The organism is Thauera sp. GDN1 (genome assembly GCF_029223545.1).
Classification (GTDB): domain Bacteria; phylum Pseudomonadota; class Gammaproteobacteria; order Burkholderiales; family Rhodocyclaceae; genus Thauera.
Genome location: NZ_CP097870.1, coordinates 1,707,727 through 1,730,454, shown reverse-complemented (window position 1 = coordinate 1,730,454; position 22,728 = coordinate 1,707,727). Strand labels below are relative to the sequence as shown.

At 70.0% G+C, this 22,728-nt stretch carries 22 protein-coding genes, 3 tRNA genes and 1 pseudogene; 19 read left to right on the top strand and 7 right to left on the bottom strand.

The window, feature by feature from the left end; genetic code table 11:
- Positions 1-5: 5 nt before the first annotated feature.
- The 9 genes from CKCBHOJB_RS07940 (at position 6) to CKCBHOJB_RS07900 (ending at position 7,409) form a co-directional block, all read left to right on the top strand.
- Entirely contained in the window at positions 6-566 is a 561-nt protein-coding gene (locus CKCBHOJB_RS07940; protein ID WP_281051430.1) for an SUF system Fe-S cluster assembly regulator, read from the top strand.
- Positions 566-2,041, top strand: a complete 1,476-nt coding sequence (gene sufB / locus CKCBHOJB_RS07935) for a Fe-S cluster assembly protein SufB (protein WP_281051656.1) — start codon at positions 566-568, stop codon at positions 2,039-2,041. Before CKCBHOJB_RS07940 ends, sufB begins: the two co-directional genes overlap by 1 nt.
- A 20-nt stretch (positions 2,042-2,061) precedes the next feature.
- On the top strand, positions 2,062-2,850 hold the full coding sequence (gene sufC / locus CKCBHOJB_RS07930) for a Fe-S cluster assembly ATPase SufC (protein ID WP_281051429.1): 789 nt from the start codon (positions 2,062-2,064) through the stop codon (positions 2,848-2,850).
- Positions 2,847-4,235, top strand: coding sequence for a Fe-S cluster assembly protein SufD (gene sufD, locus CKCBHOJB_RS07925; protein WP_281051428.1), 1,389 nt, complete (start codon positions 2,847-2,849; stop codon positions 4,233-4,235). The genes sufC and sufD overlap by 4 nt, the downstream gene beginning before the upstream one ends.
- Positions 4,236-4,255: 20 nt before the next feature.
- Positions 4,256-5,503, top strand: a complete 1,248-nt coding sequence (locus tag CKCBHOJB_RS07920; protein WP_281051427.1) for a cysteine desulfurase — start codon at positions 4,256-4,258, stop codon at positions 5,501-5,503.
- The gene (gene sufU, locus CKCBHOJB_RS07915; RefSeq protein WP_281051426.1) at positions 5,500-5,964 is read left to right on the top strand and encodes a Fe-S cluster assembly sulfur transfer protein SufU; all 465 of its coding nucleotides are present in this window, start codon (positions 5,500-5,502) and stop codon (positions 5,962-5,964) included. The genes CKCBHOJB_RS07920 and sufU overlap by 4 nt, the downstream gene beginning before the upstream one ends.
- Positions 5,965-5,989: 25 nt before the next feature.
- Positions 5,990-6,559 (top strand): putative Fe-S cluster assembly protein SufT, encoded by a 570-nt coding sequence (gene sufT, locus CKCBHOJB_RS07910; protein WP_281051425.1) that lies wholly within the window; start codon positions 5,990-5,992, stop codon positions 6,557-6,559.
- Between the two features lie 152 nt (positions 6,560-6,711).
- Positions 6,712-7,221: a DUF3617 family protein gene (locus CKCBHOJB_RS07905; protein WP_281051424.1), complete on the top strand. Its 510-nt coding sequence runs from the start codon at positions 6,712-6,714 to the stop codon at positions 7,219-7,221.
- Entirely contained in the window at positions 7,218-7,409 is a 192-nt protein-coding gene (locus CKCBHOJB_RS07900; RefSeq protein ID WP_281051423.1) for a hypothetical protein, read from the top strand. Before CKCBHOJB_RS07905 ends, CKCBHOJB_RS07900 begins: the two co-directional genes overlap by 4 nt.
- A gap of 52 nt (positions 7,410-7,461) precedes the next feature.
- Here the strand turns inward: CKCBHOJB_RS07900 and CKCBHOJB_RS07895 are convergent, their stop codons facing one another.
- Positions 7,462-11,229 carry a DUF748 domain-containing protein gene (locus CKCBHOJB_RS07895; RefSeq protein ID WP_281051422.1) on the bottom strand — a complete coding sequence of 1,256 codons (3,768 nt, stop codon included), beginning with the start codon at positions 11,227-11,229 and terminating at the stop codon, positions 7,462-7,464.
- A gap of 138 nt (positions 11,230-11,367) precedes the next feature.
- Between CKCBHOJB_RS07895 and CKCBHOJB_RS07890 the strand changes: the two genes are divergently transcribed.
- Positions 11,368-12,621 (top strand): NAD(P)/FAD-dependent oxidoreductase, encoded by a 1,254-nt coding sequence (locus CKCBHOJB_RS07890; RefSeq protein ID WP_281051655.1) that lies wholly within the window; start codon positions 11,368-11,370, stop codon positions 12,619-12,621.
- 39 nt (positions 12,622-12,660) lie between these two features.
- On the opposite strand, the gene CKCBHOJB_RS07885 is transcribed toward CKCBHOJB_RS07890, so the two are convergent.
- Together CKCBHOJB_RS07885 and CKCBHOJB_RS07880 are read right to left on the bottom strand one after the other, a co-directional pair.
- A complete protein-coding gene (locus tag CKCBHOJB_RS07885; protein WP_281051421.1) occupies positions 12,661-13,281 on the bottom strand; it encodes a hypothetical protein in 621 nt (206 codons plus the stop codon).
- A 94-nt stretch (positions 13,282-13,375) separates the two neighbouring features.
- Positions 13,376-13,888, bottom strand: a pseudogene (locus tag CKCBHOJB_RS07880) (MFS transporter); the annotation flags it as partial.
- Positions 13,889-14,068: 180 nt separating this feature from the next.
- On the opposite strand from CKCBHOJB_RS07880, the gene CKCBHOJB_RS07875 reads away from it, so the two are divergent.
- From CKCBHOJB_RS07875 to CKCBHOJB_RS07845, 7 genes are all read left to right on the top strand, one after another.
- Positions 14,069-14,524, top strand: a complete 456-nt coding sequence (locus CKCBHOJB_RS07875; protein ID WP_281051654.1) for a hemerythrin domain-containing protein — start codon at positions 14,069-14,071, stop codon at positions 14,522-14,524.
- On the top strand, positions 14,521-14,739 hold the full coding sequence (locus CKCBHOJB_RS07870; protein WP_281051420.1) for a DUF2249 domain-containing protein: 219 nt from the start codon (positions 14,521-14,523) through the stop codon (positions 14,737-14,739). The genes CKCBHOJB_RS07875 and CKCBHOJB_RS07870 overlap by 4 nt, the downstream gene beginning before the upstream one ends.
- The gene (locus tag CKCBHOJB_RS07865) at positions 14,736-16,007 is read left to right on the top strand and encodes a hypothetical protein (RefSeq protein WP_281051419.1); all 1,272 of its coding nucleotides are present in this window, start codon (positions 14,736-14,738) and stop codon (positions 16,005-16,007) included. Before CKCBHOJB_RS07870 ends, CKCBHOJB_RS07865 begins: the two co-directional genes overlap by 4 nt.
- 69 nt (positions 16,008-16,076) lie before the next feature.
- Positions 16,077-16,153, top strand: a tRNA-Pro gene (locus CKCBHOJB_RS07860).
- A 27-nt stretch (positions 16,154-16,180) separates the two neighbouring features.
- Positions 16,181-16,257, top strand: a tRNA-Arg gene (locus tag CKCBHOJB_RS07855).
- Between the two features lie 43 nt (positions 16,258-16,300).
- Positions 16,301-16,376, top strand: a tRNA-His gene (locus CKCBHOJB_RS07850).
- Between the two features lie 306 nt (positions 16,377-16,682).
- Positions 16,683-16,889, top strand: a complete 207-nt coding sequence (locus tag CKCBHOJB_RS07845) for a hypothetical protein (protein ID WP_281051418.1) — start codon at positions 16,683-16,685, stop codon at positions 16,887-16,889.
- 16 nt (positions 16,890-16,905) lie between these two features.
- On the opposite strand, the gene CKCBHOJB_RS07840 is transcribed toward CKCBHOJB_RS07845, so the two are convergent.
- Positions 16,906-17,823: a LysR substrate-binding domain-containing protein gene (locus tag CKCBHOJB_RS07840; RefSeq protein WP_281051417.1), complete on the bottom strand. Its 918-nt coding sequence runs from the start codon at positions 17,821-17,823 to the stop codon at positions 16,906-16,908.
- A 93-nt stretch (positions 17,824-17,916) separates the two neighbouring features.
- Here CKCBHOJB_RS07840 and CKCBHOJB_RS07835 point away from each other — a divergent pair, with 93 nt between their 5' ends.
- Both CKCBHOJB_RS07835 and CKCBHOJB_RS07830 read left to right on the top strand, forming a co-directional pair.
- Positions 17,917-18,858 carry an AEC family transporter gene (locus CKCBHOJB_RS07835; RefSeq protein ID WP_281051416.1) on the top strand — a complete coding sequence of 314 codons (942 nt, stop codon included), beginning with the start codon at positions 17,917-17,919 and terminating at the stop codon, positions 18,856-18,858.
- Between the two features lie 30 nt (positions 18,859-18,888).
- Positions 18,889-20,097 (top strand): methyltransferase, encoded by a 1,209-nt coding sequence (locus tag CKCBHOJB_RS07830; protein ID WP_281051415.1) that lies wholly within the window; start codon positions 18,889-18,891, stop codon positions 20,095-20,097.
- Positions 20,098-20,114: 17 nt separating this feature from the next.
- Here the strand turns inward: CKCBHOJB_RS07830 and CKCBHOJB_RS07825 are convergent, their stop codons facing one another.
- The 3 genes from CKCBHOJB_RS07825 to CKCBHOJB_RS07815 form a co-directional block, all read right to left on the bottom strand.
- Positions 20,115-21,374 (bottom strand): Hsp70 family protein, encoded by a 1,260-nt coding sequence (locus CKCBHOJB_RS07825; RefSeq protein ID WP_281051414.1) that lies wholly within the window; start codon positions 21,372-21,374, stop codon positions 20,115-20,117.
- Between the two features lie 269 nt (positions 21,375-21,643).
- Positions 21,644-22,093 (bottom strand): hemerythrin domain-containing protein, encoded by a 450-nt coding sequence (locus CKCBHOJB_RS07820; RefSeq protein WP_281051413.1) that lies wholly within the window; start codon positions 22,091-22,093, stop codon positions 21,644-21,646.
- Positions 22,094-22,132: 39 nt separating this feature from the next.
- Positions 22,133-22,705, bottom strand: a complete 573-nt coding sequence (locus tag CKCBHOJB_RS07815) for a hemerythrin domain-containing protein (RefSeq protein ID WP_281051412.1) — start codon at positions 22,703-22,705, stop codon at positions 22,133-22,135.
- Positions 22,706-22,728: the final 23 nt, after the last annotated feature.

Below are 22,728 nucleotides of genomic sequence, written 5' to 3'. Positions count from 1 at the left end.
CAGACATGTTGCGGATCAGCAAACTCACCGACTACGGCACCCTGATCCTCGCCCACATGGCGGGATCGCCGGAGCGCATGCACAGCGCCGCCGGCCTGGCCGATGCGCTCGGCCTCGGGCTGCCGACGGTCAGCAAGGTGCTCAAGACGCTCGGCCGCCATGCCCTGGTCAACAGCCAGCGCGGCGCGCACGGCGGCTATCTGCTCAGCCGCCCGCCGACGCAGATCAGCGTCGCCGACGTGATCGACGCGCTCGAGGACCAGCCCTTCGGCCTCACCGAATGCAGCGCCAGCACAGGCGTGTGCGGCATGGAAGGCGAATGCCGCATCCGCGACAACTGGCTGCGCATCAACGGCGTGGTGCGCCAGGCTCTGCAGTCGGTCACCGTGGCCGACATGGTACATCCGACAAGCGGCTCGCCCTTTGGAGCGCTGCGCCCCCCCAGCGGCCCCGACCCCGGTGGCGAGCCCGCTGCCCACCGCCTGCACGGCCCCGCAACCCTTGGCAGCCGCATGGCCGCCGCCTGCATCCCCGCCCCGCGCGCGGACGACCAGGAGATCCGATGATGAACGCCCCGACGCTTACCCCCTCCCCCACCTCCCGCAGCGACGCCCTCGGCGCATTCCTGGAACAGGATTACGTCGCCGGTTTCGTCACCACGCTCGAAACCGACACCGTGCCCAAGGGCCTGTCGGAGGACACCATCCGCCTGATCTCGGCACGCAAGGGCGAGCCTGACTGGCTGCTCGAGTGGCGCCTCGAAGCCTACCGCCACTGGCTGACCATGACGCCCCCGACCTGGGCCGCGGTGAGCTTCCCGGCGGTGGACTTCCAGGACATCGTCTACTACTCCGCACCCAAGTCGAAGAAGGACGGCCCCAAGAGCCTGGACGAGGTCGACCCCGAGCTGCTGCGCACCTTCGAGAAGCTCGGCGTGCCGCTGCACGAGCGCGCGCGCCTCGCCGGTGTGGCGGTGGATGCGGTGTTCGACTCGGTGAGCGTGGCGACGACCTTCAAGAAGGAACTGGGCGAGCACGGCATCGTGTTCTGTTCATTCTCGGAAGCGGTCAAGGAGCACCCGGACCTGGTGCGCCAGTACCTCGGCACGGTGGTGCCGCCGGGCGACAACTTCTACGCCGCGCTGAATTCCGCGGTGTTCTCCGACGGCTCCTTCGTCTTCATTCCCAAGGGCGTGAAGTGCCCGATGGAGCTCTCGACCTACTTCCGCATCAACGCCCGCGACACCGGACAGTTCGAGCGCACGCTGATCATCGCCGAGGAAGGCGCGTCGGTCAGCTACCTCGAGGGCTGTACCGCGCCGATGCGCGACGAGAACCAGCTCCATGCCGCGGTGGTCGAGCTGATCGCGCTCGACGACGCCAAGATCAAGTACTCCACCGTGCAGAACTGGTACCCGGGCGACAAGGACGGCAAGGGCGGCATCTACAACTTCGTCACCAAGCGCGGCGACTGCCGCGGCGCGCGCTCGCACATCTCCTGGACCCAGGTCGAGACCGGCTCGGCGATCACCTGGAAGTACCCGAGCGTGATCCTGCGCGGCGACGACTCGGTGGGCGACTTCCACTCGGTGGCGCTGACCAACAACCTGCAGCAGGCCGACACCGGCACCAAGATGATCCACATGGGGCGCAACACCCGCAGCACCATCCTCAGCAAGGGCATCTCCGCCGGTCGCGGCAGCAACACCTTCCGCGGCCTGGTCAAGGTCACGCCCAAGGCCGAGGGTGCGCGCAACTACACCCAGTGCGACTCGCTGCTGATCGGCGACCGCTGCGCGGCGCACACCTTCCCCACCATCGAGGTGCGCCACCCGGGCGCCCACGTCGAGCACGAGGCGACCACCTCGCGCATCGGCGAGGACCAGCTCTTCTACGCGATGCAGCGCGGCATCAGTGCCGAGGACGCGGTATCGATGATCGTCAATGGCTTCTGCCGCGAGGTGTTCAAGGAACTGCCGATGGAGTTCGCGGTGGAAGCGCAGAAATTGCTGGGCGTGAGCCTCGAAGGCAGCGTCGGCTAAGGACCCACTGGAGAATCAATATGCTGAAAATCAACAACCTGCACGCCTCGATCGACGGCAAGGCGATCCTCAAGGGCCTGGACCTGGAGGTCGCCGACGGCGAGGTGCACGCGATCATGGGCCCCAACGGCTCGGGCAAGAGCACGCTGGCCCAGGTGCTGGCCGGGCGCGACACCTTCACCGTCACCGACGGCAGCGTGGACTGGGACGGCGCCGACCTGCTCGCCCTGCCCGCCGAGGAGCGCGCCCGCGCCGGCCTCTTCCTCGCCTTCCAGTACCCGGTCGAGATTCCCGGCGTCTCCAACGCCTACTTCCTGAAGGCGGCGGTCAACGCCATCCGCCGCCACCGCGGCCTGCCCGAGTTCGATGCGATGGACTTCCTGTCGCGGGTGAAGGCCGAGATGAAGGCGGTGGGCATGAAGGAGGAATTCCTCTACCGCTCGGTGAACGAAGGCTTCTCCGGCGGCGAGAAGAAGCGCAACGAGGTGCTGCAGATGGCACTGCTCGAGCCCAGGCTCGCGGTGCTGGACGAGACCGACTCGGGGCTGGACATCGACGCGCTGAAGATCGTCGCCGAGGGCGTCAATCGCCTGCGCTCGCCCGAGCGCTCGATGATCGTCATCACCCACTACCAGCGCCTGCTCGACTACATCGTGCCCGACAAGGTGCACGTACTGTCGCAGGGCCGCATCGTGCGCTCGGGCGGACGCGAACTCGCACTGGAGCTGGAAGAGCACGGCTACGGCTGGATCGGGGCCGAAGGCACGCCGGGCACGCAGGCCGGCCACGGCACGGGAGCGCGGCCATGAGCGCAACCGACTTCTGGCTCGCCCGCCAGCGCGACACCGCCGCCGGCCTGCCCGGCGCGCAGCTTCCCTGGCTCGCCCGCCTGCGCGCGGACGCGATCGCCCGCTTCGCCGACGAAGGCTGGCCCACGATGCGGCGCGAGAACTGGCGCCACACCTCGCTCGCCTTCATGGAGCAGCAGGCACTGGGGGTACGCGAGGCGGCAGCGCCCGAGGCAATCGTGGCCGACCTGCGTGCGCGCTACCGGGCGGCGCAATCACCGGAGAACACTCGGGCGGAGGACACCGTGGTAGCGCGCTTGCCCGCCAACGACGACGCCCGTCCCGCCGACGGCCACTGGCTCGTCTTCGTCGACGGCCGCTTTGCCCCGGCGCTCTCGGCAATTGGCAGCCTGCCTTCCGGCGTGCGGGTCGGCAGCCTCGCCGACGCCCTCGCCGAGACCCCCGATGCGGTCGAGGCGGCCTTCGGCACGGCTGCGGACGGCGAAGCCCCCCAGGCGCTCAACACCGCCTTCGCCGCGGACGGCGCCTGGATCCGCCTGGCGCGCGGCAGCGTGGTCGAGGCGCCGATCCATCTCGTCTTCATCGCGGCGCGCGCTGCCGACCAGCACCTGCGCAACCTGATCGTGTCCGAGGCCGGCGCACAGGCGACCATCGTCGAGCACTACCCGGCCGGCGCCGCGGGCAGCACGCTGACCACCGCGGTCACCCGCATCCTCGCCGCACAGGACAGCCACCTCGTGCACCTGAAGCTGCAGGAGGAAGCGCCCGAGGCCATCCATCTCGCCGCCCTCTCGGCCGAGCAGGCGCGCGGCGCCGTGTTCGCCTCGCACTCGCTGTCCTTCGGCGCGCGCCTGGCGCGCAACGACATCCGCACCCGGCTCGACGGCGAAGGCGCCGAGGCGCTGTTGAACGGTCTTTATCACGCCGACGGCCGCCGCCATGTCGACCACCACACCCGCATCGACCACGCCCGCCCGCAGGGTACCAGCCGCGAGTTCTACCGCGGCCTGCTCGACGGCAGCGCGCGCGGCGTATTCACCGGCCGCATCCTGGTCGCCCAGGACGCCCAGCGCACCGACGCCATGCAGCGCTGCGACAACCTGCTGCTGTCCAGGCTGGCCGAAGCGGACGCCCGCCCCGAGCTGGAGATCTACGCCGACGACGTCAAGTGCGCGCACGGCGCCACCGTGGGCCAGCTCGACGAGGACGCCCTCTTCTACCTGCGCAGCCGCGGCATCGACAGCGCGCACGCGCGCCAGCTGCTGACCTACGCCTTCGCCGCCGAGGTGCTCGAGCGCATCGCCCACACCCCGCTGCGTGCGCTCGGCCGCGCCGCCCTGCTCGAACGCCTGCCCGGCGGCACCCGACTGGAGGAACTGCTGTGAACGCACCGCGCGAACCCGCCATGGATGCACCGCTCCTGGACCTCGCGGCCGACTTTCCGATCCTGGCGCGGCCGGTGAACGGCCGCCGCCTGGCCTATCTCGACAACGGCGCCACCACGCAGAAGCCGGCGGCGGTGATCGAGGCCGAGGCGCGCTTCTACCGCGAGTCCAACGCCAACATCCACCGCGGCGTGCACTGGCTGTCGCAACACGCCACCGCGCTCTACGACGACGCGCGCGCCACCGTGCAGCGCTTCCTCAATGCCGCGAGCGTCGACGAGATCGTGTTCACCCGCGGCACCACCGAGGCGATCAACCTGGTGGCGCAGAGCTGGGGCCGGCCGCGGCTCAGCGCCGGCGACGAGATCCTGCTGAGCACGATGGAACACCACTCCAACATCGTGCCCTGGCAGCTGGTGTGCGAGCAGACCGGCGCGGTGCTCAAGGTGATCCCGGTGAGCGACGAGGGCGAGCTCGACATGGAAGCCTTCGAAGGCCTGCTCGGCGAGCGCACCCGGCTGCTGGCGATCACCCACGTCTCCAACGCGCTCGGCACGGTGAATCCGGTGGCCGAGATGACCCGGCGCGCGCACGAGGTCGGCGCGGTGGTGCTGGTCGACGGCGCGCAGGCGGTCGCCCACCAGGCGGTCGACGTGCAGGCGATCGGCTGCGACTTCTACGCCTTCTCCGGCCACAAGCTCTATGCCCCGACCGGCATCGGCGCACTCTACGGCCGCGCCGAGCTGCTGCGCCACATGCCGCCCTGGCAGGGCGGCGGCGACATGATCCGCACCGTGGCCTTCGACAAGACCACCTTCGCCCCGCCGCCGCAGCGCTTCGAAGCCGGCACGCCCAACATCGCCGGCGCGATCGGCCTGGCGGCGGCGATCGACTACGTGCAGGGCGTGGGCATGGACCGCATCCAGGCCCACGAGCACGCACTGCTCGAATACGGCACCCGCGCGCTGCAGGCCATCCCCGGCGTACGCCTGGTCGGCACCGCGCGCGACAAGGCCGGCATCCTGTCCTTCCTGGTCGACGGCATCCACCCGCACGACCTCGGCACCATCCTCGACGCCGAAGGCGTGGCGATCCGCGCCGGCCACCACTGCGCGATGCCGCTGATGACGCGCTTCGGCATCCCGGGCACGGCGCGCGCCTCGCTCGCGCTGTACAACTGCGAGGCCGACATCGACGCGCTGGTCGCGGCCATCCACAAGGCCCAGGACCTGTTCGGCACCCGCCGCGGCACAGGGAGAGGCGCATGAACGACATGCAGGATTCGCTGCGCGAGCTGTACCAGGAAGTGATCTTCGATCACAACCGCAACCCGCGGAACTACCGCCCGCTGCCCGCCGCCAGCCACCACGCCGACGGCCACAACCCATTGTGCGGCGACCAGCTCACCGTGTATCTGCAGGTCGAGGACGGCATCGTGCGCGAGGCGAGCTTCGTCGGCCACGGCTGCGCGATCTCCACCGCCTCGGCCTCGCTGATGACCGAGGCGGTCAGGGGCAAGCCGGTCGAGGAGGTCGAGGCCCTGTTCCGCGACGTGCACGCGCTGCTCACCGGCACCCAGGACGCCGCAGCGCCGGCGCGCGACTTCGGCAAGCTGCAGGTGCTCGCCGGGGTGAAGGAATTCCCGGTGCGGGTGAAGTGCGCGACGCTCGCCTGGCACACGCTGCACAACGCACTGAGCGGCGAGCACGAGACCGCCCACACCGAATAGCACAGCCATCGAGGAGAACACCACCATGGGCGACCACTACGGCGAAACCGAATCCCGCGTGCTGCAGCGCGACTGCGCGGCGGTGAGCGTGCCCTGGGGCCGGCCGGAGACGCTGGAGGAAGGCAGCTACGCCCTCGTCACCCAGCGCCTCGGCGGCTCGATCACCGTGATGAGCGGGGGCAACCTGTACCGCATCGACGAGCGCAATGCCGACGCGCTCGGCCTCGAGCCGCAGCTCGCCGCCGCGCCGCCGGCGGCGCTGGTCGGCGAGCAGACCGCCGAGCGTGTCGAGCAGGCGGCCTGGGAGCAGCTGGCCACCTGCTACGACCCGGAGATCCCGATCGACATCGTCAATCTCGGCCTGATCTACGCCTGCACCGCCGAAGCGCAGGCGGATGGGCGCTTCCGCCTCGCAGTCAGCATGACCCTCACCGCCCCCGGCTGCGGCATGGGGACGCTGATCGCCGACGAGGCGCGCGAGAAGCTGCTGACCATCCCCGGCGTCGCCGAAGCCGAGGTGAATCTGGTGTGGGATCCGCCCTGGAGCCGCGAGATGATGAGCGAGGCGGCACGGCTGGAAATGGGGATGCTCTGAGGACGACATGCAGCCAGGCGCTTTTTTGCGCTTGCTCAAGGTGCGACAACTTGTCGCATCGGTAAGCTCGCGGAAGTACGATCGCAACATGGCACCCGGCGCTGCCGGCCCATGGTGAGACGTCCCACTCCCAACTTCTGCCGGAAACGTCCATGCGTGCCCTCCTTCCCGTCCTTCTCATCGCCGCCACTGCCACCGCCCACGCCACGACTACCCCGGCCGATGCACCGATCCGCATGCCCGGCCTGTGGCTGATGAACACGGGGCCCGGCGGCAACGCGGCGAACACCGCCAGCTTCCACATGTGCATCGGCAAGGTGGCCAGCGACGACGTGCTCGCCCATCCGGACAGCACCTTGTCGAACTGCCGCGACCAGCAGTGGAGCAAGGACGCCTACTACACCTACTACCGGGCGGTGTGCGACGCCAAGGGCAGCACCGCAACCGTCGAGGCCCGGTTCACCGGCGACTTCAAGTACAACTTCCACGGCGAAGTCGCGACGACCTACGCACCCGCAGTCGATGGCGTCACGCAGGCGAAGGCCGAGATCGACGGGCGCCGCCTCGCGCCCTGCCGCGGCGGCCTGCCCGAGGGCAAGTTCCTGATCAAGGGGAAGGACGGCGTCGGCAACCTGAACCTGGGCGAACCGATCCGCCAGTGAGCCTGCTCACGCACCGCCTCGGGAAGCTCGGCTTCCTGCGGCATCGACGTGCCGTCGAGCAGCACCAGCGGCACCCCGTACTGGCCGAGCGCGTTGCGGATCGCGTCGTCGAAGCGCAGCCCGGGCTCGATCGCGCGACGTCCATGAACACGCGCACGCGGCCGAAGCGCTCGGTCGGCTCATCGTAGAAAGCGCGACGGGGGCCGCAGCCCCCGTCGATCCAGTGCGTGCCGGAAGCACTCAGCGCAGCGAGAACTGCACCTGTCCGCCTTCGCCGAGCGCTTCGACCTTGGGCTCGAGCACGAAGATGCGCTCGCCGGGCACGCCGCCCTCGCCCGCCAGCCACTCGCGCACCGCCTGCGCGCGCTGCTGGGCGAGCGCGCGCAGTTCGGCGTCGCCGACCTTGACGTTGGCGCGCATCAACGCCTCCATCTCCGGCCCCGGGATGTCCTTGGCGAGGCCGATCAGGTTGCGCGGCTTCTTGAAGTCGGCGGCCTTGTAGGCCTTCTCGAGCAGCGCGGGATACTCCTCGGCCCCGACCTCGATCTCCTCGAGCGAGGGCGCGTCCTCGCCGCGGGCGATCATCGCCTTCAGCTTCTGCGCGCGCACCGCGTTGTCGAGTGCGGCCTGGCGCAGGCCGTCGAGGTCGGTCGCGGGATCGGCGCGGCCGGTGATGTCGAGCTTGAGCGTCGGACGGTCGATCAGCGCCTCGGCGAGCGTCTTCAGCTTCCCCTGCTGCGCCTCGCCCGGTCGCGCGCTGCCCGCGGCGAGCTCGAGCTGCGACAGTTCCTCACCGCTGCCGCCGAGCGCGGAGCCGAGCAGCGCGAAGGGCGAGGTGATGGCCTTGCCGATGAGGTTGAAGAACATCTTCAGCACCAGGCCGAAGATGCTGAACTCGGGGTCGTCGAGCGTGCCGCTGACCGGCAGGTGCAGGTCGATCTCACCGCGGCGGTTCTTCAGCAGCGACACCGCGAGTTGCACCGGCAGGTTCACCGCGTCCGGACTATCGACCTTGTCGCCGAAGGTGAGCTGGTCGAGGAAGATCTGGTTGGTCGCGGTGAGCTTGCGGTCCTCGATCTTGTAGTTCAGTTCGGCCGACAGCTTGCCCTTGGCGATGCCATAGCCGACGTACTTGCCGGAATAGCTCGACAGGCCGGTAAGCTCGAAGTCGGTGACCTTGGCGACGATGTCGAGGTGGGCGTCCTGACGGAAGGGGTTGAACTCGCCGACGATGCTGAGCGGCGCCGCCTTGTCCACCTTGCCGACAAGGTCGAGCTTGGCGATCGTGTCCGGCGAGGTCGAGAAGCCGGTGAGCGTACCCGCCAGGTCGGTGAGGTTGGCGTCGTAATTCGGACGGATGAAGCGGTCGCTGAAGGCGACGTTGCCGCGCTTGATCTCGACACGGTCGATGCGGATCGGCGGCGGCGGCGTGGTCGGCGGCGCGACCTCGACCGTGCGCTTGCCCTCCGCGGCAGGAGCCGGCTCGCCCATCGGGCTGGCTTCGCCGCCGAGCGCCACCGGCGCGGCCGCCTTCGGCGGCGGCGCAGGCGGCTCCTCGCCGCTGAGGCCGCCGATCTCGCGCAGGTTCAGCCGGCCCTGGTCGTCGAGGATCAGCCGCGTATAGAAATCATCGAGCGCGACGCGCTTGATGGCGAGCGCGAACGGCTCCAGGCGAGCATCGATGCCGCCCACGCGCAGGGTGCGCCAGCGCAGGAAATCGGTGGCGTTGAGGCGGTCGACCGAGGCGAAGTTGGCCACGCCGACGTCGCCGTTGAAGCGCGCGAGCACCTGGCCGCGACGCCCGGTCTGCAGGTTCAGCCGGCCCTGGGTGGTGACGTTGCCGCGCGAGATCGCGATCTTCGTCTGTTCGAGCACATAGGGCTGCAGCGGCAGCAGGTCGACGTTGCGCAGGTCGAGGCGCAGGTCGGCCTTCAGCGGCTCCAGCGTCAGCGGCCCGGTGGCCGCGATCTTCCCGCGCTTGTTGAAGCGCGAATCGAGCTTGAACTGCAGCGGGGCGCCCTTGGCGGTGGAGAAGCCATCGAGCTCGAAGTCGATGTTGTCCACGGTCGTGACCACCGGACGCCTGACACCGCGGTCCTCCAGACGCACCGACGCGGCCTTCAGCGCCAGCTTGTCGACTGCGATCACCCAGTCGCCGCCCTCCTTCGCCGCCTTGGCGCCGCGCGCGCCCTTGGCCGCGGGGGTCGGGGACGGCACCAGTGCCTTCACCAGGTCGAAGCTGCCATCCTTGAGGCGCACCGCGGAAACCTCGGCGCCCCTGAGATCCAGCCCGCCGACGCGGACGTTGCGGCCGGCGATATCGACCGTCGCCGAGCGCAGGTCGAGCGCCGGCACCTTGATCGCCGGCGCCTTGGCGCCCTTGAGCATCAGCGCGAAATCGCGCAGCGCGAGGGCCTCGGCGTTGAGCTCGATCTTCGGCTCACCCTTGTCGCCGAGCGTGACGCGGTACTGCAGCGCCCCGGTCAGCGCGCCATCGCTGATCGCGCCGCCCGGCAGGGCCTGGCTCAGGTAGGGCGCGTAGCGCGCGAGCTTGATGGCCTCGAACTGCAGGTTGCCCGAGAACTGGAAGGGCGACAGGCGCAGCACGTCCTCATGGACGAACTTCTCGCCGGCGTCGCTGACGTAGTCGAGCCGGATCTCGGCCGGGAGCTCGCCGACGTTGGCGAGGTCGCGCATGTCGAGGTTGATCGCCTCGATGCGGGCGCGGAAGGGTTCGGCGAGGGTGCGATCCTCGAGGCGGATCACGCCGTCGCGGATGCGCGCCAGCGCCAGCAGGAAGTCGGGCTGAGCGGAGCTGGACGCGGGCGCCGCAGCGGCTGCAGCCTCCGTGCCGGCCGCCGGCGCTTCGGGTTCTGTCGCTGCGCCCCCGGTCTTCGGCGCGGCCGCGGCCGGTGCCGGCTTCGCGGGCGCCTTCGCGGCGGCGGCCTTGTCCGGCGGCAGCAGCAGGTCCATGAGGTTCAGACCGCCGTCCTTCAGCATCACCAGGTCCACTTCCGGCTTCGCCAGGCGCAGGCGGGTGAAATGCCAGCGCCCGATCAGCGGCTGCACGTCGGCGAACTCGAGTTCGAGCTCGGCGACCTTCGCGACCGGCGCACCCGCCCGATCCTGCAGCTCGAGCTGGTCGATCTGCAGCGGGCCGCGCAGCGCGACCACCGGCGGCGCATCGGCCGGCTGGCTGAAGGACAGCTCGAGATTGGTGGTCAGCAGCGCCGAGGGCAGCTTGAAGCGCGGCTCGATCGGCAGGTAGGCCACCCAGGGCGCGAGGTCGAACTGCTTGAGGGCGACGTCGAGAATGGTCTCGTGCGTCTCGGCGAAGGGCTTGGTGCGGGCATTGAGCAGCAGCGGGTCGCCATTGAGCTTCGCGCTCAGCGAGGGCTGCACGAAGACATCGACCTTGACCGGCAGGTTGGAGACGAAGGGCACACCGAGGCCGATCTCGCTGAGCTCGTGGCGCAGGCCGCGCGGCTTGTCCTCGACCTCGATTTGGCCGCCGCTGATGCGGATGTTCCCCACCGAGAACTGCAGCGGGGCCGATTCCTCGGCCGGTGCGTCGCCACCGAGCGCCTTGATGCGCTCGACCACGTCGCTCCAGTTGTGCCGGCCGCCCTCCTCGAGCGCCAGCTTGACGCGCGGCGCTTCCAGCGCGAGCTCGTGGAGCACGATGCCCTTGCGCACGACCGACTCGATCTCGAGGTTGGCACGCAGCGCGTCGAAGGACAGCGCCTCGCCGCTGCCGTCCGCCGCCATGACCCGCAGGCCGCCGACCTCGGCGGTCAGCCGGAACGGGTTGATGAGAACGCGCTCGATGCTGACTTCGCGACCGAGGATCTCGCCGAGATACTTCTGTGCATAGTGCCGCGCCACAGGCGGCGTCGCGAGGTAGCCCACTGCCGACAGCGCCAGCAGCGTTCCCGCGGTCCACAGTGCCCGACGGACCCCCTTGCGCCGCGGCGGCACTGTGGTCGAGTCGGTCGTGGTATCAGACATAGGAAACTCCAAGGAGAAGATTCATTCTTATTATCCCGTCCGAGCACGGGCGCATCCGCATGCGCACGGGCTCGTGGATTGCCGCGTTGCGGCATAGGGCGTATTCTGCGCCGCTTTCCCCGTACAGGTAAGCACGTGATGCACGCCTTCGCGCCTGCCGCGCCGACGGGCGGCCGTCGTTTCGATGTCGTCATCATCGGCGCCGGCGCCGCCGGGATGATGTGCGCCGCCACCGCCGGCCAGCGCGGACGCAGCGTGCTGCTGGTGGACCACGCCACCCGCCTGGCCGAGAAGATCCGCATCTCGGGCGGCGGGCGCTGCAACTTCACCAACCGGCGCGTCGGACCCGAGAACTACCTCGGCCTCAATCCCCATTTCGTGCGCTCGGCGCTGTCGCGGTACACGGCGCGCGATTTTATCGAGCTCGTGCAGCGCCACGGCATCGATTTCCACGAAAGGGATTGGGGGCAGCTGTTCTGCGACGATTCCGCGCAACGGATCATCGACATGCTGCGCGCCGAATGCGAGGACGGCGGCGTGCAGTGGGCGATGCCGGCGACCGTGCATCAGGTCCGCCATCGCCCCGGCGACGGTGAGGGCGAGCGCTTCGCCATCGAGACCGACCGCGGGCACTTCGCCGCATCGAGCCTGGTGATCGCCAGCGGCGGCCTGGCGATCCCGAAGATCGGCGCCACACCCTTCGGCTACCGCATCGCCGAGCAGTTCGGCATCCCGGTCGTCGCGCCGCGGCCGGCGCTGGTCCCGCTCACGCTGCCGCCGGAGACGCTGGCGCGCCTCGCTCCGCTCGCCGGCATCTCGCTGGAAGTGGAAGCGCACTGCCGCGGGCCGGTGTTCCGCGAGGCGGCGCTGGTCACCCACCGCGGCCTCTCCGGACCGGCGATCCTGCAGGTGTCGAGCTACTGGCAGGCGCAGGCCTACCGCGACAAGGAAGAGGAAAAGGACTGGGAGCCGGTGCACCTCGACCTGCTGCCCGGCATCGATGCCGAATCCTGGCTGCTCGAACATGCGCACGACAAGGCCTTGCTACCCAACCTGCTCGCCGAGCGCCTGCCGCGCCGCTTCGCCCATGCCTGGTGCGAACTCCACGGGTGGACGAAGCCGGTGAACCAGTTCCGCCACGCCGAACTGCGCGCCATCGCCGCCAGCCTGGCCGACTGGGCGCTGACCCCGTCCGGCACCCAGGGCTATGCGAAGGCCGAGGTCACTCTCGGCGGAGTCGATACGCGGGCGCTGTCGTCTAAGACCATGGAAGCGCGCGGCGTGCCCGGCCTGCATTTCGTCGGCGAGGTCATGGACGTCACCGGGCATCTGGGCGGCTACAACTTCCAGTGGGCGTGGTCGTCGGGCGTCGCCTGCGGCCTGGCGGCCTGAGCGCGGCAACCGCCCTCGCGTATCTCGCCCGCGCAGCCCTCAGGCCGGCGCGTCGGGGTCGCGGCGCCGCCACAGCAGCGGCAGCAGACCGGCCACCTGGAGCAGGATCAGGCCGCCGAAGGCGTACTGCAGCGCGCCGACCATGTCGTGGCCGTGGGCGCACAGGGCATCGAGCGCGTGGCCGAGCCCCCACTGCACCGCGAATGCACCGGCGAAGGCCATCAGGTTCAGTGCCGTGCTGACCCGCCCGAACAGCGCCGGCGAAAAGGCGCGCGAGGCCGCCAGGTAGCTCTGCGAATTGACTGCGGAGAACAGGCCGAAGAGGAACCAGACGACCATCACCGGGCCGAGCGCGAACAGGATCGCGAGCTGGATCAGGATCAGGCAGACGTATCCGCCGCGCAGCAGGGACACCGGCTCCACTCCGCGCCGCGCCAGGCGCACGCCGAGCATCCCGATCGAAAGCTGCCCGACCAGCGTGCCCAGGTTCAGCACCACCAGCATGCCCGCGGCCTGCGGAAGGTCGAACCCGTTCACGTTCATCAGCCAGGGCACCGCCCACAGGCTCTGCAGCGCCATGAAGCCGCCGACGAAGGTGGCCGACGACGCGGCGTAACGCAGGAAGACGGGTGAAGCATAGATGCCGCCGACGACGCGCAAGGCCTCGCGCAGGGTGCCGCGCGGCGGGTCGACCGGCGTATCGGGCAGACTGCGGAAGATGGTGAATGCAGGCGAGCAGCGCCACCCCGGCGATGAGCCAGAATGCGCCGCGCCAGCCGAGGACGGGCAGCGCCGCCTCCAGCGGCGTGCTCGCGGTCAGCGCGCCGAGCGCACCGGCGGCCATGATGAAGCCGGTCATCGAACTCTGGCGCTCGCGCGGGTACCACAGCGCGAAGCCCTTCAAGGCCGCCATCAGGCAGGCCGACACGCCGAGGCCGATCAGCGCGCGCCCGAACCCGAGCGCCTGCAGCCCGTCGCCGAGCGCGAACATCACCGCGCCGATCGCGGTCAGCAGCAGCAGCAGCGCCTCGACCCGCCGCGGCCCGAAGCGGTCGAGCGCCATTCCCACCGGTATCTGCGCCAGGCCGAAGGCGAGGAAGTAGGTGCTGGTGAGCAGGCCCAGGTGCGCAGCGGAAAGGTCGAGCTCGGCCGTCAGCGCGGGCGAGATCACCGCATTGACCGTGCGCAGCAGGTAGGAAAGGTAATAGCCGAGCGCGAAAGGAAGGAAGATCCGTCCCCACCGGCCGGGCGCTTCGCTCGAATGCATCCGCGCGTATCCCATGGCGAACAAATGCGCATTGTGCCTGCCGGGCGCCGCCGCGGCGAGCGCGCACCGCCTGCCGTACGTCATCCGTCCGATCGCGCAGATTGTCGACTTGACTCGTATCAATGCCGTCCGGTCGGGCGCGCGGAGAATGCGTCCGACGAATTCCCCCCGGAGCGAAGCATGGCCTCTATCGCCGAACTGATGACGCACGACCACCGCAGTTGCGACCACGATTTCGCACGTGCCGAAACCCTGGCGAACAAGAAGGACTGGGAGGGCGCGGCGCTTGCGTTCGAGGCCTTCGCCAACGGCCTTGAGGCCCATTTCCGGGCCGAGGAAGAGGACCTCTTCCCGCGCTTCGAGGCAGTGACCGGCATGACCCAGGGGCCGACCCAGGTCATGCGCGGCGAACACGTCGAGATGCGCGCATCGCTGATGCAGCTGCGCGCGGCGCTGGCCAACCGCGACCTCGACGAGTTCGCGGGCGAGGCCGAGACCCTGCTGATCATGATGCAGCAGCACAACATGAAGGAAGAGAACATCCTCTATCCGATGTGCGACATGCGCCTTGGCGGCGAACGCGACGCCCTGGTGAATACGCTCGCCACCCGCCTCGCTCCGGAGCACGCAGCATGAATACCAGGACCGTCGATGCACGCGGCCTCGAGCCGCCGGAACCCTTCGAGCGCGCCATGGAGGCGCTCGCCGACCTGCAGGCCGGCGAGGAGTTCACCTTGCTGATCGACCGCATGCCGCACCCGCTGCTGCGCATGCTCGATCGCGACGGCTACCGTCACGAAGCCAGCTTCCGCGACGACGGCACGGTCGCGATCCTCATCGGCAGACCATGAGCAGTGCGAATCCGGGCCTGGCATACGAGGACACGCCTCCGCTCTCCGCACCGCTGCGTTTCTTCCTGACCGCGCCGCTGTTCGGCCTGGTCGCCGGTCTGGTGCTGCTGTTCGACGGCGACCTGCTCGCCTCCCGGTGGACGCCGGGCGCACTCGCGGTCGTCCACCTGTTCGCCGCCGGCTTCATGCTGCACGTGATGCTCGGCGCCCTGCTGCAGATCCTGCCGGTGGTGGCCGGCGCCGCCTTCCCTGCCCCGCTGCGCATCGCCGGGGTGACCCACGTGCTGCTCGGCCTCGGCGCCGCGGGCCTGGCCTTCGGGCTGGGCAGCGGCACGCCGTTCGCGATCATCGCCGGCGCGGTCCTGCTCGCCGCCGGCCTGGGCCTCTTCCTCGCCGCCAGCCTGCTGGGGCTGGCGCGCGCGGCCCCCGCACAGGGCGCCAGCCGGACACCCCGCGACCTGCGCCTCGCCCTCGGCGCGCTCGCGCTCACCACCGTGCTCGGCGTCGTGCTCGCTGTCGCACTCGGCCAGGGCCTGGCGCTGCCGATCGCACTGCCGACCCTGGTCGACCTGCACGCCATCTGGGCCTGGATGGGCTGGGGGGGGCTCCTGCTCGCGGCGACCAGCTGGGTGGTGGTGCCGATGTTCCAGATCACCCCGGCCTACCCGGCCGGTTTCACCCGCTCCTGGGCTCCGGCGACGCTGGTCGTGCTGGTGCTGTGGTCGGCGAGCCTCATCGCCGACATCGGCTGGCTCAAGCTCGGGCTCTCCGCGCTGCTGCTCGCGCTCGCCGGCGGCTTCGCGCTGCAGACCGTCAAGCTGCAGCGCAATTCGCGGCGCAGCACCCCGGACGCGCCCTTCCGCGCCTTCCGCCTGTCGATGATCGCCCTCCTCGGCAGCCTCGTCGCGCTGCTCGTGTCGCTGGTCCACGACGCGTCGCAATGGCCGATCCTGGCCGGCGTGCTGGTGCTGCACGGCACATTTGCCGGCGCCATCAGCGCGATGCTGTACAAGATCGTGCCCTTCCTGACCTGGCTCAACCTGACCCAGGCCCGGGTCCGTGCCCCGAACATGAAGAAGCTGCTCCCGGACGGCCCGATCCGCAAGCAGTTGCGGCTGCACGCCGCCGCCCTCGGCGCGCTGATCCTGGCCGTCCTGCTGCCGGCCATCACCCCGCTCGCCGGCCTGCTGGTCGCGGTGGAATTCGGCTGGCTGCTCGCCAACCTGCTGCGCGCGGTACGTGCATGGCATCAGGCGGCCAACGCCTGAAAGGCGCATGAACAAACGCGCGAAATACGTTTGACGCGACAAAAAGGACCCTGTATAGTTCGCGGCTCTCGGGGTGTAGCGCAGTCCGGTAGCGCGCTTGCTTTGGGAGCAAGATGTCGGGGGTTCGAATCCCTCCACCCCGACCAGCTCACACCCCGATTGCCCGCGGGAATCTGCCCGTAGCTCAATTGGATAGAGCACCGGCCTTCTAAGCCGGGGGTTGCAGGTTCGATCCCTGCCGGGCAGGCCAGGACAGGTTTCGAGGGCTTCGGTTTTGCCGGGGTCCTGTAGTGGCGGCATTAGCTCAGTTGGTAGAGCGTTGGATTGTGGCTCCAAAGGTCACCGGTTCGAAACCGGTATGTCGCCCCAAAAACAGCAAGGGCTGTGGATATTTATCCACAGCCCTTTTTGTTTGTGCAATCGCCCTGGATCGCCACCTGCTGACTGCGCCGCGAAGGCCGCCGGCACGGCACCTGCCTCATCCTTGAGCAACCGGCCACAGGGCTTCGCAGTTCCGGCCTTGCGCCACTTATCCACACCCTGACCCACAGCTCTTTCCCCAGCCGCTGGGGACAAGCGGCACACCCCCGCGGTCGCGAGCCGCCGCGCCGCCACCGGGTGCGCGGGCAGGCATCCTGTGCTACAAGTCGCTTCAGCCCTTTTGCCCCTGCCCTCATGTCCCGCCCCCTCTTGCTCGTCCTCCTCACGGTACTCGGCCTGCACGGCTGCGCGGTGGTCGCCGTGGCCGGCGCCGCGGTGACGGTCGCCGCGACCGCGGTCAGCGTGACGGCCACCGTGGTCGAGACCACCGTCGATGTCGCCGCCGCCGGCGTGGATGCGGTCGTCGGGGACGATGACGAAGAGGAAGACGCGGAAGACTGAGCGCCTGCCTCCGCGCTCACGGTTCGGCTCGGGCGGGTTGGCCGAAGCCTCGCGCCGCGAACGCGCGCGCGCAGTCCAGGAATCGCGCGAGACAGGGATTGGCGTTGCTCGCGGCCCAGATGACGCCCTGCTCGACGATGCGCGGCGTGGAGATCGGGCGGAACACCGCGCCCGGCAGGCGCATCCGGCTCATCGACTGCGGCACCAGCGAGACCCCCAGGCCTTCCGCCACCAGGTTGACGATCGTCTGCTGCAGGTGCGTTTCCAGCCGGATGCAGGGCTCGAAGCCGTGCTCGCGGCAGCATCCCGCCACCAGGGCGTGCAGCGCAGGGGCGGTGGTCGCCGGGAAGGTGATGAAGGGCTCGCCGGCGAGTTCGCCGACGTCGATCAGCGCCGCCGGCGCCAGGCGGTGGTCCGCCGGCAGCACCGCGCACAGCGGTTCCGCATGGATGCTGAGGTACTCGAGGCCCTCGGGGCGCTGCCACGGAAAGGCGATGCCGAGGTCGGCACGCCCGGAGAGCAGCGCCTCGTTCAGTTCGCGCGGCAGCACTTCGCTGAGCTGGATCTCCGCGTCCGGGTAGGCGTCGCCGTAGCGCTTGATCAGCGCGGGCAGAACGTTCCACGCCGCACTCATCGTGAACCCGACGCGCAGCACCCCGCGCTCGCCGCGCGCGGTGGCCTGGGTGGTGCGCACCGCCGCATCCAGCCCGTCGAGCACACGCACCGCCTGCTCGTGGAAATGTCTCCCGGCGGCGGTCAGCTCGACCTGGCGCGAGCTGCGCGCGAACAGGACCACGCCGAGCGCGTCCTCGAGTGCCGCGATCTGCCGGCTGAGCGGCGGCTGGGTGATGTACAGCTGCTCGGCCGCGCGTCCGAAATGCAGCGTTTCGGCCAGCGCCACGAAGTAACGCAACTGGCGCAGCTCGATCATCATTCATACCCCATCCGTATCGATCGAAGCAGAATATGGAATTGGACAGCATCGATCAACGTTCATACGCTGCACCGACCGTATCCGGAGCCGCGCATGTCCTCCATCATCAATGTCGTCCTGCCCGTGTTCGCCCTCATCCTGGCCGGCTACGTCTGCCGCCGCAGCGGGCGCCTGGGCGAGACCGCATCGGCCGAGATCAATCGCTTCGTGGTCTGGCTGGCGCTGCCCGCGCTGCTGTTCAAGGTCACCGCCACGGCGAGCTGGGAGCAGGTCTGGCAGCCCGGGTTCATCGCCTCGGTATGCGCGGGCTGCGTGCTGGTGTTCGCGGCCACGGTCGTCCACCGGCTGCGGAAATCGCGCCGCCTGGTCGACGCCAGCATCGACGGCCTGAGCGCCGCCTACGCCAACACCGGCTTCCTCGGCATCCCGCTGTGCGCGCTGGTGTTCGGCGAGGCCGGGCTGATGCCGGCGATCGTCGCCACCCTGATCGTCGCCTGCCTGCTGTTCGCGGTCGGGATCGTGCTGGTGGAGATCGGCCTGCAGCAGGAGAAGCATCCGCTGCGCGCGGTGCTCGAGGTGGGGCGCGCCCTGGCCGGCAATCCGCTGCTGATCGCGCCGGTGCTCGGTGCGTGCTGGGCGGCGAGCGGCGCATCCCTGCCGGCGCCGGCCGGGCAGTTCCTGGCGCTGCTCGGCGCCGCCGCCACGCCGTGCGCGCTGGTCTCGCTCGGCCTGTTCCTCGCCCAGCGCCACGAGGGCCGGCCCGAGGGCGCGAGCGGCCTGGTGGCCGCCAAGCTGCTGGTGCAGCCCCTGATCACCGCCTTCTTCGCCTTCGTCGTGTTCGAGCTGCCGCCGCTGTGGGCGGGCTCGGCCCTGCTGTTGAGCGCGCTGCCGACCGGCACCGGCCCCTTCATGTTGGCGAGCCTCTACGGTCGCGACGCGGCCCTGGTCTCGCGCGTGATCCTGCTCACCACGGTGGGATCGGTGATCACGGTCTCGGCCTGCCTGCACCTGATCGCCACGCAGGCGATGAGGTAAGCGCGAAGCGCAGCGGGTACCATCGCGGCGATGAACCTCCGCGCCCGCTTCCACGACCTGCAGTCGCTGCTGACCGCGCACGCCGCCCTGTGGCGGCCGTCGCCGTTTCACCTCGGGCGTCCGCCGTGGTGCGCCGAGCGGCCGGCGCTCGCCGCGGCACTCGAGGCGCTCGACGACGCCACGGTGGAGCACTTCGGCGATGACGCGGAGGCCTGCAGCGCCTGGCTCGCCACCCAGCTGCCCGAACTCGCCGACCTGGCTGCGGCGTGCAGGGTGGCGGACCTGCCCACGCGCGAACTGCCGGCCTGCGACGCACGCTTCGACGACGGCATACCGGGCCGCAAGCGCATGCAGATCGAGGCCTTCGCCCGCCACATCCCGGCCGCCACCACGGCGGTGCTGGAATGGTGCGCCGGCAAGGGCCACCTCGGGCGGCGCATGGCACTCGCCGATCGCGTCCCGGTGAGCTCGCTCGAGATCGACCCCGCGCTGTGTGCCGACGCCGTCCGCCTGGCCTCGCGTCAGGGCGTGGATCAGCACGTCGTGTGCGCGGACGTGCTGGACGAATCCGCCCGCAGCCACGTGCGCGGACGCGCGGTGCTCGCGCTGCACGCCTGCGGCGAACTCCACCGCAGCCTGGTGCGCCGCGCCGATCGGGACGGCGCCCAGGCCTACCGCATCGCGCCCTGCTGCTACCACCTGGGCACCGACGGCGTCTATCGGCCGCTGAGCCGCGACGCCCGGCTCGAACTCGATGCGTCGGCGCTGCGCCTGGCGGTGACCGAAACCGTGACCGCACCGCGCCACGACCGCCTCCGCCTCGCCCGCGACCAGGCCTGGAAGCTCGGTTTCATCGCACTGCGCAACGCCCTGGAGGGCGAGGCGCAGCGCCCGTTCCGTCCGGTGCCGGCGTCCTGGCTGACGGAAAGCTTCGAGACCTTCTGCCGCCGCCTCGCCGCCCGCGAGCAGGTGGTGCTGCCCGCGGACGTCGCGTGGCCGCACTGGGAGACGCTCGGCTGGCAACGCCGCGCCGCGGTGCGGCGCTTCGAGCTGGTGCGCCACGCCTTCCGCCGGCCGCTCGAGCTCTGGCTGGTGCTGGACATCGCCCTCGGGCTCGAGGAGCGCGGCTTCGCGGTCGAGATCGGGCGCTTCTGCGCGCGCGCGCTGACGCCGCGCAACCTGCTGGTGCTCGCCGAGCGTCGCGCCCCCGCCAGCGCTGCCGGCACGCGGGCGGCCTGAGCGATACCCCCCGGCACTCAGCCGTAACGCCGCGCCGCCTCCACCGCGAGGCCGGCGCCGATGCTGCCGTAGAGGTCACCCTCCACGGCGCGCGCGCCCGGCAGCTCCGCGGCGATGCGGGCGCGCAACTGCGGCACGCCGCTCGCGCCGCCGGTGAAGTAGATGCTGTCGATGCGTCCGCGCGCCACGCCGGCCTCCTGCAGCAGGCCGGCGACGCAGGCGCCCACACGCTCGACCAGGCCCTGGGTGGCCGCGGCGAAGGCATCGCGCGACAGATCCAGTCCCAGGCCGTCGGCCAGGCGATCCAGCACCATGCGCGTGAGGGGTGCGGCCGACAGCGCGACCTTGGCCTCCTCCACCTGCAGTGCCAGCCAGTGTCCCTCGCGCCGACTGACGAGACGGCACAGATGGTCGAGCGCCTCGCGCGCGCTGGCGTCGCGATAGATGTGCTGCAGGTCCGCCCAGGCCTGGCGGCTGTAGGCGAAGTTGATCGTGTGCCAGGAAGCGAGCTGGAAGTAGATGCTCGACGGCACCTCCGCGCCATTGCGCATGCGGCTGCGATAGCCCAGCAGGGGCATCACGCATTCGAGGCTCAGCGCGCGGTCGAAATCCGTGCCGCCGATGTGGATGCCGGCGTTGCCGAGCACGTCCTCGCGGCGATCGTCGTGGCGCGTGCGCTCGGGCGACAGGCGCACGATCGAGAAGTCCGCGGTGCCGCCACCGATGTCGGCGATCAGCACCAGTTCCTCGCGCGCGAGCGTGCGCTCGTAATGCAGCGCCGCGCCGATCGGCTCGAACTGGAAGCTCACCTCGCGGAAGCCCACCTGACGCGCGATCGCCTCCAGCGTGTCCTGCGCGCGCCGGTCGGCAACCGCATCGTCATCGACGAAATGCACCGGGCGACCGAACACCGCCTGATCGAACGTGCGCCCCGCCTCGTGCTCGGCGCGGCGCTTGAGTTCGGCGATGAAGTCCGCGAGCAGGTCGCGGAAGCGGAGCGCGCGGCCATGGACCTCGGTATGGCCGTCGATCAGGCTGGTGCCGAGCAGGCTCTTCAGCGCCCGCATCAGCCGCCCCTCGTAGCCGTCGAGGTATTCCGCCATCGCCGCACGGCCGAAACTGACCGAGTTCTCGTCGGCATTGAAGAACACCGCCGAGGGCAGCGTCGGACGGCCGTCCTCGAGCGCAAGCAGGGCCGAAGCGTTGGGGCGCAACCAGCCGACGGTGGAGTTCGAGGTGCCGAAGTCGATGCCGCAGGCACGGGGGAGATGGGACATGGGAGGCGCGGCGGAGCGGAACGGGGCGCACAGTCTACCCGAGCCCCCTCCCCCGGCACCACGTCATCGGCGCCGGCCCGGTCCGGCCGCGATCACCGTCGCGCCGCCGGTGCCGCGGCGATTCCCGCCGGAGGGCGGCACGGCAGTGCGCAAAAAAATGGCCCGCCGAAGCGGGCCAAACCCGAAATCACCCCCGCGCGATACGCGGGGGGCAACCACGACGCACCTCTTGATTTCGGGGAGGGAGATCTTGCCGGCAGGAAGCTCGATCAGGCGCAGGCCTTCGCCGTATCGCGCCGGAACACCAGCGGCGCACCGCCGTGCGAGCGCTTCACCATCCACGTCGCCAGCGCCGAATCCATGTAGTCGGCATGACCGGGAAACCAGTCCATCAGCGCCTGTGCCAGTTCGCGCACCAGGTCGACATTGCCCCCGGCGAGTTCCCGCTGCACCTCGCGCACCGAGGCGAGCACCTTGGTGTGCTCGTCGATGTGGCAGTCGGCCGCGGGAAAATCGGTGCCCTTCATCCAGCGGTCCTCCTGCTCGAAGTGCGCCACCGCGTGCGCGGCAAAGGCCGCCAGCGCCTGTTCGAGCGCGGCATCCGGGGCCGTCAGCAAGGTATCGACCAGGGTCACGAACTCGCGATGGGTGTCGTCCATCGCCGCGTGGCCCAGCAGATACCGGTCGTCCCAGTCGAATCCTGCCTGCATTTCAGTCATGTCCTGTTCGGGTGAAACCCGGGCCTGGGCCCGGGGGTGTCAGCCACCCAGCCCCACCGGGGCGGGTGCCATGTTCACGATGCGGGTGAACAGCGCCGAATACTCGCCTGCCGCCCCCTGCCACGGGTTGTCGTTGGCGAGGAAGGCGGCGTCGATCTCGGCCCAGTCCTCCGCCGTCAGGTGCGCCTTGGCGAGCGGGAAGATCAGGTGTTCTTCCGTGTTCATGTGCTGCCACTCGAACTCGATGTAGGCCTTGAGCGCGGCCTGGTAGGCCGCGAAGCCGGCATCGCCCTCGCGACGATAGGTGTCCAGCGCCGCGCGCAGGGCCGCGATGCGGGCGTCGCCCTGGCGGTGTTCTTCCTCCAGGCTTTCGATCAGCGGCAGCGCCTCGTCGCTGCGCAGGCGCAGCCTGGCGAACAGGCAGGCGTTCTCCTTCGGGTGGTGCACCTTCTCGGGCACCTTGTCGATGTACTCGATCATCGACGCCATCAGCTCGAAATCGGGCTTCAGCCTGCCGGCCTCGATCCCGCTCGCGAGTGCGCGCAGGCCGCTCAGCATCGCCGCCAGGGCGCGATGCTCGTCGCGGATGATGTCCAGGGATTTGTTGCTCATGCTTGGATTCCTTGCGAAAGCGG

Bases quoted from the DNA above. Each gene is read 5' to 3' on its own strand.
- CKCBHOJB_RS07940 (WP_281051430.1), top strand. From the start codon at position 6: ATGTTGCGGATCAGCAAACTCACCGACTACGGCACCCTGATCCTCGCC.
- sufB (WP_281051656.1), top strand. From the start codon at position 566: ATGAACGCCCCGACGCTTACCCCCTCCCCCACCTCCCGCAGCGACGCC.
- sufC (WP_281051429.1), top strand. From the start codon at position 2,062: ATGCTGAAAATCAACAACCTGCACGCCTCGATCGACGGCAAGGCGATC.
- sufD (WP_281051428.1), top strand. From the start codon at position 2,847: ATGAGCGCAACCGACTTCTGGCTCGCCCGCCAGCGCGACACCGCCGCC.
- CKCBHOJB_RS07920 (WP_281051427.1), top strand. From the start codon at position 4,256: ATGGATGCACCGCTCCTGGACCTCGCGGCCGACTTTCCGATCCTGGCG.
- sufU (WP_281051426.1), top strand. From the start codon at position 5,500: ATGAACGACATGCAGGATTCGCTGCGCGAGCTGTACCAGGAAGTGATC.
- sufT (WP_281051425.1), top strand. From the start codon at position 5,990: ATGGGCGACCACTACGGCGAAACCGAATCCCGCGTGCTGCAGCGCGAC.
- CKCBHOJB_RS07905 (WP_281051424.1), top strand. From the start codon at position 6,712: ATGCGTGCCCTCCTTCCCGTCCTTCTCATCGCCGCCACTGCCACCGCC.
- CKCBHOJB_RS07895 (WP_281051422.1), bottom strand. From the start codon at position 11,229: ATGTCTGATACCACGACCGACTCGACCACAGTGCCGCCGCGGCGCAAG.
- CKCBHOJB_RS07890 (WP_281051655.1), top strand. From the start codon at position 11,368: ATGCACGCCTTCGCGCCTGCCGCGCCGACGGGCGGCCGTCGTTTCGAT.
- CKCBHOJB_RS07875 (WP_281051654.1), top strand. From the start codon at position 14,069: ATGGCCTCTATCGCCGAACTGATGACGCACGACCACCGCAGTTGCGAC.
- CKCBHOJB_RS07870 (WP_281051420.1), top strand. From the start codon at position 14,521: ATGAATACCAGGACCGTCGATGCACGCGGCCTCGAGCCGCCGGAACCC.
- CKCBHOJB_RS07865 (WP_281051419.1), top strand. From the start codon at position 14,736: ATGAGCAGTGCGAATCCGGGCCTGGCATACGAGGACACGCCTCCGCTC.
- CKCBHOJB_RS07845 (WP_281051418.1), top strand. From the start codon at position 16,683: ATGTCCCGCCCCCTCTTGCTCGTCCTCCTCACGGTACTCGGCCTGCAC.
- CKCBHOJB_RS07840 (WP_281051417.1), bottom strand. From the start codon at position 17,823: ATGATGATCGAGCTGCGCCAGTTGCGTTACTTCGTGGCGCTGGCCGAA.
- CKCBHOJB_RS07835 (WP_281051416.1), top strand. From the start codon at position 17,917: ATGTCCTCCATCATCAATGTCGTCCTGCCCGTGTTCGCCCTCATCCTG.
- CKCBHOJB_RS07830 (WP_281051415.1), top strand. From the start codon at position 18,889: ATGAACCTCCGCGCCCGCTTCCACGACCTGCAGTCGCTGCTGACCGCG.
- CKCBHOJB_RS07825 (WP_281051414.1), bottom strand. From the start codon at position 21,374: ATGTCCCATCTCCCCCGTGCCTGCGGCATCGACTTCGGCACCTCGAAC.
- CKCBHOJB_RS07820 (WP_281051413.1), bottom strand. From the start codon at position 22,093: ATGACTGAAATGCAGGCAGGATTCGACTGGGACGACCGGTATCTGCTG.
- CKCBHOJB_RS07815 (WP_281051412.1), bottom strand. From the start codon at position 22,705: ATGAGCAACAAATCCCTGGACATCATCCGCGACGAGCATCGCGCCCTG.